This is a genomic window from Corallococcus sp. AS-1-6 (genome assembly GCF_020037015.1).
GTDB lineage: Bacteria > Myxococcota > Myxococcia > Myxococcales > Myxococcaceae > Corallococcus.
This window is the reverse complement of the sequence record NZ_JAIQDE010000061.1, coordinates 1-9,704: the sequence shown is the minus strand read 5'-3', so window position 1 is coordinate 9,704 and position 9,704 is coordinate 1. Positions and strand designations below refer to the sequence as shown.

General features: G+C 68.3%; 11 protein-coding genes and 2 tRNA genes. 6 read left to right on the top strand and 7 right to left on the bottom strand.

The window, feature by feature from the left end:
- Positions 1–147: 147 nt before the first annotated feature.
- Together K8612_RS38470 and nfi are read right to left on the bottom strand one after the other, a co-directional pair.
- The gene (locus K8612_RS38470; protein WP_223744898.1) at positions 148–363 is read right to left on the bottom strand and encodes a DUF2905 domain-containing protein; all 216 of its coding nucleotides are present in this window, start codon (positions 361–363) and stop codon (positions 148–150) included.
- Positions 360–1,076, bottom strand: coding sequence for a deoxyribonuclease V (gene nfi, locus K8612_RS38465; RefSeq protein ID WP_223744897.1), 717 nt, complete (start codon positions 1,074–1,076; stop codon positions 360–362). The genes K8612_RS38470 and nfi overlap by 4 nt, the downstream gene beginning before the upstream one ends.
- Positions 1,077–1,217: 141 nt before the next feature.
- On the opposite strand from nfi, the gene K8612_RS38460 reads away from it, so the two are divergent.
- Positions 1,218–1,466 carry a hypothetical protein gene (locus K8612_RS38460; RefSeq protein ID WP_206798963.1) on the top strand — a complete coding sequence of 83 codons (249 nt, stop codon included), beginning with the start codon at positions 1,218–1,220 and terminating at the stop codon, positions 1,464–1,466.
- Positions 1,467–1,477: 11 nt separating this feature from the next.
- The gene (locus tag K8612_RS38455) at positions 1,478–2,062 is read left to right on the top strand and encodes a ThiF family adenylyltransferase (RefSeq protein WP_223765892.1); all 585 of its coding nucleotides are present in this window, start codon (positions 1,478–1,480) and stop codon (positions 2,060–2,062) included.
- A 10-nt stretch (positions 2,063–2,072) separates the two neighbouring features.
- Here the strand turns inward: K8612_RS38455 and K8612_RS38450 are convergent, their stop codons facing one another.
- Entirely contained in the window at positions 2,073–3,224 is a 1,152-nt protein-coding gene (locus tag K8612_RS38450; protein WP_223765891.1) for an LOG family protein, read from the bottom strand.
- A 297-nt stretch (positions 3,225–3,521) separates the two neighbouring features.
- Here K8612_RS38450 and K8612_RS38445 point away from each other — a divergent pair.
- Both K8612_RS38445 and K8612_RS38440 read left to right on the top strand, forming a co-directional pair.
- A tRNA-Pro gene (locus K8612_RS38445) sits at positions 3,522–3,597 on the top strand.
- A gap of 27 nt (positions 3,598–3,624) precedes the next feature.
- Positions 3,625–3,698 (top strand) — tRNA-Leu (locus K8612_RS38440).
- Positions 3,699–3,736: 38 nt separating this feature from the next.
- Here K8612_RS38440 and K8612_RS38435 read toward each other — a convergent pair.
- On the bottom strand, positions 3,737–4,951 hold the full coding sequence (locus tag K8612_RS38435) for a hypothetical protein (RefSeq protein WP_223765890.1): 1,215 nt from the start codon (positions 4,949–4,951) through the stop codon (positions 3,737–3,739).
- A 52-nt stretch (positions 4,952–5,003) separates the two neighbouring features.
- The gene (locus K8612_RS38430) at positions 5,004–6,266 is read right to left on the bottom strand and encodes a hypothetical protein (protein WP_223765889.1); all 1,263 of its coding nucleotides are present in this window, start codon (positions 6,264–6,266) and stop codon (positions 5,004–5,006) included.
- A 29-nt stretch (positions 6,267–6,295) separates the two neighbouring features.
- Between K8612_RS38430 and K8612_RS38425 the strand changes: the two genes are divergently transcribed.
- Positions 6,296–6,469, top strand: a complete 174-nt coding sequence (locus K8612_RS38425) for a hypothetical protein (RefSeq protein ID WP_223765888.1) — start codon at positions 6,296–6,298, stop codon at positions 6,467–6,469.
- A 195-nt stretch (positions 6,470–6,664) separates the two neighbouring features.
- Positions 6,665–7,792, top strand: coding sequence for a hypothetical protein (locus K8612_RS38420; RefSeq protein WP_223765887.1), 1,128 nt, complete (start codon positions 6,665–6,667; stop codon positions 7,790–7,792).
- A 168-nt stretch (positions 7,793–7,960) separates the two neighbouring features.
- Here K8612_RS38420 and K8612_RS38415 read toward each other — a convergent pair whose 3' ends face one another.
- Together K8612_RS38415 and K8612_RS38410 are read right to left on the bottom strand one after the other, a co-directional pair.
- Positions 7,961–8,527, bottom strand: a complete 567-nt coding sequence (locus K8612_RS38415) for a hypothetical protein (protein WP_223765886.1) — start codon at positions 8,525–8,527, stop codon at positions 7,961–7,963.
- Between the two features lie 388 nt (positions 8,528–8,915).
- Entirely contained in the window at positions 8,916–9,392 is a 477-nt protein-coding gene (locus K8612_RS38410; RefSeq protein ID WP_223765885.1) for a hypothetical protein, read from the bottom strand.
- Positions 9,393–9,704 lie beyond the last annotated feature (312 nt).

Below are 9,704 nucleotides of genomic sequence, written 5' to 3'. Positions count from 1 at the left end.
CTTCTTGCGATGTCACCCCACCTCTATGCGGCTCGTAGGACTGCTTATTCCGCGCAGACCTCCTGTCGGACAGGTTTCTCCAGCGCGCCTCCGGAAGGGCGGCCCGTCCGGGTTCTCGCCTTCTCAAGCCGTGGACAGGCTTCGGGCCTAGAGGAGGCGGCGCACCACCCAGGCGCCCAGGCTCAGCAGCACGGAGATGACGAACATGGACGCCAGCGGCGCGTAGATGCGCGTGTTGCCGCTCTCCACGCGGATGTCCCCGGGCAGCCGGCCGAACCAGGAGAAGGCGCCGGCCCACACCAGCAGGCCCACGACGGCGAGCCCCAGGCCCGCCACCACCAGCATCAACCCCACGGGTTTCATCCGGGACTCCCCTCCTCCAGTTCCGCGGCCTCGCCCCTCGCGCGGCGGAAGGCATTCACCAGCCGGTGCGCGTGGCGCGTCGTCTCCGGCTCACGGTAGCGGGGGCTGGCCTTCAACACCCACTCCACGGCGGTGTCCAGGTCCATGCGGTGACCGGGGGACACATACACGGGGCTGACGCCCGCGCGGGTGCGGACCGCCATGCCCACCACCTCGCCCTTGTGGGTGATGGGGGACGTGGCGCCCCGCCGCTCCGCGAGCTTTCCGGGCGTGCCCACCAGCAGCGACTTGGCGCAGCCGATGGAAGGGATGTCGAACAGCAGCCCGCCGTGACAGGCGATGCCCAGCCGCCGCGGGTGCGCGGTGCCCTGGCCGTCGAAGACGAGCACGTCCGGGCGGACGGTGAGCCGCTCCCAGACGGCGGCCAGCACCGGCAGCTCGCGGAAGGACAGCAGGCCGGGGACATACGGGAACGTCAGCGGCGCCGTGGCCACGGCGTGGGCCACCGGCTGGAGCGTCTGTGCGTCGAGCACCACCATGCCGCCATAGCCCGTGTCGTTGCCCTTCTCCGTGGAGATGTCCGCGCCCGCCAGGCGGGTGATGCGCAGGCCCGGAGGCGGCTCGAGGATGAGCTGCTCGCGCAGGCGCTTCTGCAGCGCCACGGCCTCCGTGGGCGTGACGTTCCAGGGGTGCGGTGCTCGCGGTGACTCCATGCGTCTCCTCCCGTGAGCCCAACACTGTGCATCCTCCGGTTGGAAGGTGACCCTCGGGGCCCGCCTGACTGGCCGGGTTGTCAGGAAGCACCTGGGGGCGTCGTCCCGGGCCAGGGTTCCCTTCCCTGGAGGCACGCGACCATGGCGACGCTCAACATCACCTATGACGGACACTCGGCGGACGTGCCGGTGGAGTTGGAGCGGCACATCAGCGACGCGGACGTGCGCCGCATCGCGGTGGAGCTGGTGCGCTCGGGCGGAGTGCCGGGCCTGCACCGCTTCCATTTGGGGGACGAGGCCTTCCAGCACTACGTCGTGGACCGCTTCCGGGGCGCGCACGGCGAGGAGCGCATCTACCTGCGCCCGAAGGTGCCCTTCGGGGCGTGCTGAGGGCGGCCACCATGCGCATCGTCTTCTGTGGCGTGGGGGCCATCGGGTCCGCGGCGGCGCTGCTGTGCCGCAACCTGGACGCGACGCTGGTGTTCATCGACTTCGACCGCGTGGAGTCGAAGAACCTGCTGTCGCAGGCCTACGTGAAGCCGTCCGTCGGGAGGAACAAGGCGGAGGCGCTGAAGTTCCAGTTGCACAACCTGCACGGCGTGAAGGCGGAGTCCTTCGGCGTGCGCCTCACGCGCGACAACGTGGAGGCGCTGTGCAGGGGCGCGGACCTGCTGGTGGACGCGTTCGACAACCAGGACAGCCGCCAGTTGCTCAGCGACCACGCCCGGAAGACGGGCACGCCGCTGGTGCACGGCGCGGTGGCCGCGGACGGCACGTTCGGGCTGGTGCGATGGGATGAACGCTTCACGCCCGACGCCGAGGACACGCAGGGCCAGGCCACCTGCGAGGGCGGCGAACACCTGCCCCTGCTGGGCCTGCTGGCCGCGACGCTCGCGCGGGCGGTGCAGGACTTCCTCAAGCACGGCGTGAAGCGGGACGCGTTCGTGAACCTGAACGCCGTCACCCCGGTCGCGGGTCAGGGCTGAGCCGTCGCGCTCAGCCCGCCCGCGCCAGGGCCTCGCGCTCCTCGTCGAAGCGCACGAGCGCCTGGACGATGTCCTCCTGCGAGTCCGTGAGGAGCAGGTGGCGCGAGTACTCCTGCCCCCGGGCCAGGTGCTCCAGCAGCGGGTACACGGGCCGCGTCTTCGTCCAGAACTCGCGCCCCAGGAAGAGCATGGGGCTGATGACGCCCACGGTGTTGTAGTGGTTCTGGCAGGCGTCCTGGAAGATCTCCTGCACGGTGCCCGCGCTGCCGGGTGAGTAGACGACACCACCCCGCGCGATGGTGAGCAGGCCCTCCTCGCGCACGCTGTTGGCGAAGTACTTCGCGATGCGCGTGGCGAAGGGGTTGGGCGGCTCGTGGCCGTAGAGCCAGGTGGGGATGCCCAGGCTGTCGCCCATCGCCGCCGCGTCGCGCAGGGGCCACGTGGCACGCACCTCGAAGGCGCGCGAGAGCCAGTCGCGGTCCTTGTAGGACGGAGCCCGCGCCAGCACCGCGAGCGCCGCGTCCAGCTCTTCATCCGGCCGCGCGGCGAACCACGCGCCCAGGTGCGTGGCCTCCATGGCGCCCGGGCCGCCGCCGCTCACCAGGAAGAAGCCCAGGCGCGAAAGCGAGCGGGCCAGCTCCGCCACGGAGCGGTAGTCCTCCTGGCCCCGCAGCATGGAGTGGCCCCCCATGATGGCCACCACCCGGCGGGGCCTGCCCTGGTTCAGCAGCGCCTCCTCCAGCGCGTCGCTGATGGCGTGGTCGTGAAGCCGCTGCGCCAGGGTCTCCAGGATGGAGGGCGGGTGCGCCCCGCCGCGCGAGTTCCAGTGCGCGTAGATGCGCGCGTCCAGCGTGTCCGCGTAGGTGTCCGGGCGGGTCGGGTCGAAGCCCGCGTACAGCTCCTCCGGCGTGTAGAGGCTGCCGCGGTACGGGCAGTACGGCAGCCCGGAGAACGGCGGGAACACCATGGCGCCCCGCGCGAGGACCTGTTGCAGGGTCGCGGGCTCCAGGAGACAGCCCAGGAAGACGGTGCCGGTGAGGTCCGCCTTCAGCAGCGCGTCGCCCCACGCGCGCAGGTCCAGCCCCTGGAGGATGACGTTGGAGAGGCTGCGGCCTTCGCGAAGGTGCTGCTCGAAGGCAGCCAGGGTCTCGAGTTCCGTCATGGGTGTCTCCGCGAGGTGCGTGTCAGGAGCGGCATTATCGCCCCGTCATTCCTCCCCAGAAAGGAGGGATGCCCCATGCAGAGCCTGAATGAGCTGGACCCGCAGCGCCCCGCCACGAAGGTGACCTCTCTGGAGAACCTGGAGCTGGCCACCGCATCCTTCCGTGGCAGTGCGCCCGGGACCTGACGCTCGCACCCGCCCCCGGTGACCCGGGATGGCGTGACGAGGGCCGGGTTCCCGAGAGGGGACCCGGCCCTTGTCGTGTCCGGGTCCTCCCTCGAAGGTTTCCCCAGACATCGGGATGTAGCTCAGCCTGGTTGAGAGCGTGCGCCTCGGGCGCGCAAGGTCGCTGGTTCGAATCCAGTCATCCCGACTTCAAAGCCAATCCAAGACACACCCCGCCGGGGTAGCCCAACTGGTAGAGGCGCCGCGCTCAGAACGCGGAGGTTGCGGGTTCGAATCCCGCCTTCGGCACACTCCTCGCCCAGCACCTCTCCCGCCAGGTGCAGCGCTCAGGGAGAAGCGCTTCGTGGGCGCTGTTGGCCGGCCGGGCCTGCCTCGGGCTCGGACGGTCGTGATGGCTCGCGGCGTTTGCTCGGGTGGATGATTCGCTCCCCTCGGAGGCTCAACATCCGAGCCCAGCCCCCGTCCTTCATCTCGAAGACCGCTCCTGTCCATTCTCCCATCACGAAGGGTTTCCGCGCGGGGAGCATCTGTTCCTCCCCTGGAATCGGTTCTCCCCACAAGTGGTGGTCCTTCAATCGGATCCAGTGACGGTAGATCGGGCTGTGACGGGGCTTGCCGGTCTCAGGCACACCTCCGGTGACGATGAGCACGTCCTCTTCCTGTCCATTCACGAGGAACCGGCCCTTCGCCAGCCTCGGGCGCTCGCCCTCCAGCGTGATGACCTCCGCGAAGCGCAGAGAGTTGAATCCCAGGGGGGCGTATCCCGTCAGCAGATACTCGTGGGGTCTACCGGGAACCGGGACGATTCCATCCAAGGTCGAGTCGAGCAGGAGTTCCTCTCGTGCCCCGTTACTGATGAGCCTGAGCTTCCCCTCTGGCGTGAGCCATTGGAGGTACGCCCGGCCCCTGATGAGGTCAACCCCTGCTTCCCGGTAGGCGCGGCTGATGCCCCAGACGCGTACCCGCCCATCGGGCGAGGTGACAGAGCTCACGCAACCGATTTTCTCTTCCTGGAACGGCCCCCGACGGATGTTGCGCAGGCGCCAGATCTCCTGGAGCTGCTTGTCCTTCACCTTCGGGACGTGAATCCTCATCGAAGAGGACCGCCGCAGGAGGCGCTCGAGTTCCATCGGCTCCTTCTGGCAGCTTGCCGCCTCCAACTCGGCGAAGGCTTCAGCGGCGCCTGGACACCGCTCCCCAAGCACGGACAAGAGCGTCACGGGGGAGATCAGCTTCTGGCAGGGACTGGACGTCACACCTCCGTCAGGGGCCGCGGGACAATAGGCCCAGAGCCAGTTCTGCGTCGTCAAGTCCTTGCTCCACCATCTCCCGATGTCGATGCAGGCTCCACCATCGGCGGTGGCGAAGACGGCCCCATCATGACTTCGGAGGAGCGCCTCGGTCAGGTCGAGGGCTGGGTCCTCCCGCCACCCCTCCGTGACCTCGGTGAAGGAGGAGACCTCCCCGAACTCGGGCAGCGACGGCGCCGCCGGATCGGGCTGTTCCGTGCTCAGCACCGCCAGCAGGACATGGGGCCACATCGCGTGCTCCTTTCACATGAGACATCCACCGCGGCCTCGACGTCTGGATGGATCAGGACTTCACGAGGACGGGGCCGAGCAGCTTCAGCAGTTCCTCGGGCGCCTCGGCAACCCAGGCGTGCGGGATCTCCACGTATTCGTCGCGCAGCACCTTCACGAGGCGGTCCGCCAACGCGCGGTCCTCCGGCCATGCGGGGATGAGGTACTCGCGAACCAGCAGCTCCACCGTGGCCTTCTGCCGCCAGATGACCTGGGACAGGCGCTCGAGCACCCCGGGCGGCTCCACCTTCATGCCCCGCGCCAGGGCGTGGTACGCGGCCGGGTCCTCCACCTTCGACAGGCAGGCGTAGATCCGCCCTCGCACCGCGTCGTCCTCTTCCGCTTCCAGCCCGGAGAAGAGCAGGGGCCGAGCCTTCTCCGGCCAGCACGTGAACAGCACCTGGTACAGCGCGCTCCGCACCGGAGCGAACCCGGGCCCCGCGTTCTCCGGGGTCCGCAGCGCGGCATCGAGCTGCGCGAAGGACTCCGGAGTCTCCACGAAGGTCCTGTGGCCATACTCGGCGCGGCTCATGACGGAGGCGCCCTGGACGCTGTCCAGGCGCGCTCTCAGCGAGCCCGTGGTGAAGGGCCGCTGGGGGTCCCGCTTCGAGCCGCCCCGGGCCCGCTCCCTCTTCGGACAGGGCTCGAAGGTCTCCGGCGCCGGAGTGCCCACCGCCGAGCGCATGCACTTCCGCACCTCGCCGTCCTCCACCCAGGGGTAGAGCGGCGCCAGGGTGACCCCCTTCTTCCGCTCCAGCGTGGCCACGAAGTAGTGCCCGGCGATGTCCACGAGGACCTGGAACTGCTTGGGTTTGAGCACCGCGGCGACTTGCACCAACACCTGCTGTGCCGTCGGGAGCTCGCGGAAGAGTATGGGCAGGCTCAGCAGTTGCTCCTCGGCGGAAACAGCCTCCTCGCAGTCGAAGAGGTAGAGCAGGCTGTCCGCGTCGACGGAGAGCGGGACCTGGGCCGCCTCCCCTTCCGGCACCTCGAACCCGGCCAGCTCATCCTCCTTCAAGGACCAGGAGACCTGCGCCTCGTCGAGCCCGCTGTCGAAGGCCAGGAACACGCCGTGCTTGAATTCCCAGAACGTGTCCTGGAACACCACGCAGATGAGCGCCTCCGGAAAGTCTCCCAGGGCGTCCAGCAGCACCTGCTCCACCTTCTTCTTTTCGTGCAGCTCCGGGCCCGCGGTGATGCCGTGCCTCTGGAGTGTTGGACGCACCTCTTCCGTGGCCTCGCAGCCACGAATGAGCACAAAGTCGACGTGGGACATGCCGGGAGGGTAGCACCGGCCCTGTCACGGTGACTTGGGGGCTGGGCATCACCGAGCCCAAGCGCTTCGCCGAGGCCAAGGGCACGCAGGAGGCGCTGCCCTCCCCGCACTCGTCCCTCTACGCGCAGGACCGCGAGCGCGCGCTGCGCACCGGCGTCCCCCTGCTGACCACCTCCGCCCTGGAGCTGCTGGGCAGGCCCTGAGGTCCACTCACGCAGCCCCCTGTGCGCCGGCGAGCCGCGGAGCTCCTCGCCGAACTGGAGCGCCGCCGAGCAGGAGACAAGGTCTCCCTGGGAGGCGTGACGCGGCTCACCCTGGGAACCGCACTCGCGGCGGGCCTAAGCTGAGGGCCCCCGGCCGCGCTCCGCGCAGCCCACTCCAGAGCCCAGGAGCACTCCATGGTCCACACCGCTGGCTTCCCTCGTCACATCCTCCTCTGGGCGGGTCTCGCCCTGGTGCTGGGCGGCGCACTCGCCGGCTGTGCTCCGCCAGAGCCCGAAGCCTTGCCGGTGGAGCCCGAGGCGGACCTGGACTCACAATCCCAGGCGCTGTCCTATCCCAACGGGAGCAGCCGGACGGTGGTGTCGCGGCGCGTCGTCTACATGGACGCCTCCGGCGGCTACCAGGCGGCGCCGGGCTTCGAGCAGTTCCGCGCGGCCGGCGCCTCCGACAGCACGCTCCACGCCATCCGCATCGCCCAGGTGGAGGCCCCGAGCGTGCGCGAGGCCATTGTCTTCATGACCGCCGGGCAGAAAATCTCGAGCAGCGGCCACGCCAGCGGAGTGACGGGCCAGTCCTCCAACTGGGACGCGTCCTGTGACGGCGTCTCCTGCCCCAATGTGCTCCTGGATGGCCGCTCCCTGGCCATGAAGCTGAATGCCCTGGGCTGGTTTCCCCCGGGGAAGACGCACCTGTCCGTGGTCAACGACAACAACTTCGATCACCTGTTCGACAGCGACACGAAGCAGCGAATCGTCAACGGGTTCGTCCACTGGCTCAAGGCCCAGGTCCGGCCCGAGACGCGGTCCATCTACCTGGCGGGGAGCTCGCGCGGCGGGTGTCTGGTGATGCGCATCGCCCAGGCGCTCCGTGCCAGCACGGGGCTGGATGGCATCGACATCTACGTGTCGTCGTTCGATGGCGTGTGCAGGAACAGCCAGGGCGAGCTGGGCACGTTCGACACCAAGATAAACAACCCCGTGCGCCCCTGGGGCACGTTCTACGGCGCCTGGGCCACCAACCTGTCCGCCCAGTTCCCCCGCCGCGAGCGACTGCACCTGTATCAGGTGGTGGGGGGCCAGGAGGTAGCGCCAGCCACCGGCATCCGCGCCTTTTCAGGATACGCGGGCACCACGCCCCCCTCGACGGGCACCCACCTGGACTGGGGCTGGTACAAGCAGACCTGGGTGAGGTGGCAGCACAAGGAGATTGGCAACCCGTACACCGAACCGAGCACGTCGGATCAGCCTCGCGTCATCGCGGAGACGATTGACGCGCAGCTCACCTGGCTCGACGGACTGCTGTAGCGGGCCTACAGTCAGGACCGATGCGTTCTCGGTGAGCGTCGCCCGCTTCGGTCGCGGTAGGGACGGCTCTTCCCCCGTGAAGGATGTGGAGCCGCCCCCCGCACAGATCCCAGCGGGCGCTGCTAACGCACTGGGCTCTTGCCTTGAGTGGTGACGTCGAACCGCTCTTCAGGCCAGGGGTGCTGGATACGAGCTTTCGGAAGCCATCGGTCCACCAATGTCTTCATCCTCCGCCTTGGGGATGTACGTTCTGCGTGAAGGCTTCGCCCGGTACGCTCCTCGGTGGAGGCGTGCGTGCAGGTCCCGAAGGTTCTCTTCGAGCCCTGCGCCGTACGTCTCCCACGTCACGCCGTCCACTCCCGGCGCGGCGTTGCGGCGTAGTGCCGCGAACGACGTCCGGAGGCGTTCGAGTGTGACGTGGTGTAGCAGCGCGGTGAACTTCGCCTTCTTGTCCTTCCTTGCAGCTTGGCGCACGCGAAGCAGCTCACTGGACAGGCGTGTCCGGCACTGTGTCCGGGGCCTGTTTTGCTCCCCCGCGTTCCTCTTGGCCAGGCTCCTTCCCTCCACCGTCTCCGTGGCTCGACTGCGAGCGTTGTTCGACGGCTTCACCGGTACTACGAGCCTGTCCGACTTCCTCTGCCCGTACGTCATCGGATTACGGTCTCCGACCTTCCCGATGCGTCCCACCTCGCCAACTGCGGTGGGCAAGCCGAGGACCTCCCGGTTCTCGTGCATGGAGTTTCAGTACATGCGTGGGGTCTCCGACTGCGCAGGACCGTCCGTGAGCTCACCCTGGCGCTCGCGTCCGTATGGCCTTCCGCTTCGGTTAACAGCGTCGGCGTCCTGGAGGCCTGATTTCGCAGCTCAATCCCCAGCCTGCACCTACCCCGGTCAACAGCACGTCCATCAACTCGCCGTTCAACACCATGTCGGACTACATCTCGGTCCTCTGAGCCTCCAGCTTGACGCTCGCCGGATGAGGCACAGCGGCCCGCCCTGAAGGTTCGGGGCGGGCCGCTGTTGCGAACCGAGAGGCTTCAACCCGGCGTCAGCCGTCGCGGCAATACATGGTGTTCCAGGAAGCATGCTTCGAGTCCCCGCAAGCACGCCCAACACCACGGCGCTACTCCCCGTCACTGCTGTCGGAGTAGGCGTCCTCGACCTTGTCCTTATGGCGGGGGGCGGCCGTGTCAGTCTTCTTCTCGTTCTTCACCTCCCCCACGTCGTAGTGCTTCCGGTAGTAGTCCGCCCGGTCCGCCATGCCGAAGGTGGGCTGCTTCTTGCCGAACCCCTGCTCAAAGGTGGACTTGCCGCTGCGGACGAGCTCCAGCGTGGCGCGGGCGTGCTTGGAGCTACCACCGGCACGCTGCTCTTCCGAAAGGTGGGTGGCCACCAGGAACTTGGCCGCGGCGTTTTGCTGGGCCGGAGTCTTGATGTTCGGAAAGTGGTGCTGGAGCTTCGAGGCATCTCCGGAATGCGTCTTCATGTCGCGGAAGACATCCTGGCTCCTGGAGGCCTTGAGCAGGTCCGCCGCGACGCCCTTTGGGTCGGCGCCGGGTGGCACCAGGGCCTTGATCATCTTCGCGTACTCGTCTCTCACGACGTTGCCATCGTAGTTCTCCTTGGAAGGCCGCTCGGAAGGCGCCCCCGCGTCGTTCGCCAGAGGCCGCTTCAGGTTGTTTGGGGGAGGCGTACGGGCGGGACTCGCGGCCTGAGAAGGAGACCGGCTCTGGGCGGAGACAACGACGGAATGGACCGGGTGCGCAGCTTCATGGGGACACTCCTGGGCAAGGAAGCGTCAAACCCTAGCGGCCCACTCACTGTATGACTTTCAGACTGATCCAGGCTCAGGTGGAAGCCGCCCGACTTCTCCGCCAGCTCCTTGTAGAACGACGTCGCGTGGCGGCGGTTC

What these genes read in the sequence shown, in the direction of transcription:
- K8612_RS38470 (WP_223744898.1), bottom strand. Translation starts at nt 363, where the DNA reads ATGAAACCCGTGGGGTTGATGCTGGTGGTGGCGGGCCTGGGGCTCGCC.
- nfi (WP_223744897.1), bottom strand. Translation starts at nt 1,076, where the DNA reads ATGGAGTCACCGCGAGCACCGCACCCCTGGAACGTCACGCCCACGGAG.
- K8612_RS38460 (WP_206798963.1), top strand. Translation starts at nt 1,218, where the DNA reads ATGGCGACGCTCAACATCACCTATGACGGACACTCGGCGGACGTGCCG.
- K8612_RS38455 (WP_223765892.1), top strand. Translation starts at nt 1,478, where the DNA reads ATGCGCATCGTCTTCTGTGGCGTGGGGGCCATCGGGTCCGCGGCGGCG.
- K8612_RS38450 (WP_223765891.1), bottom strand. Translation starts at nt 3,224, where the DNA reads ATGACGGAACTCGAGACCCTGGCTGCCTTCGAGCAGCACCTTCGCGAA.
- K8612_RS38435 (WP_223765890.1), bottom strand. Translation starts at nt 4,951, where the DNA reads ATGTGGCCCCATGTCCTGCTGGCGGTGCTGAGCACGGAACAGCCCGAT.
- K8612_RS38430 (WP_223765889.1), bottom strand. Translation starts at nt 6,266, where the DNA reads ATGTCCCACGTCGACTTTGTGCTCATTCGTGGCTGCGAGGCCACGGAA.
- K8612_RS38420 (WP_223765887.1), top strand. Translation starts at nt 6,665, where the DNA reads ATGGTCCACACCGCTGGCTTCCCTCGTCACATCCTCCTCTGGGCGGGT.
- K8612_RS38415 (WP_223765886.1), bottom strand. Translation starts at nt 8,527, where the DNA reads ATGCACGAGAACCGGGAGGTCCTCGGCTTGCCCACCGCAGTTGGCGAG.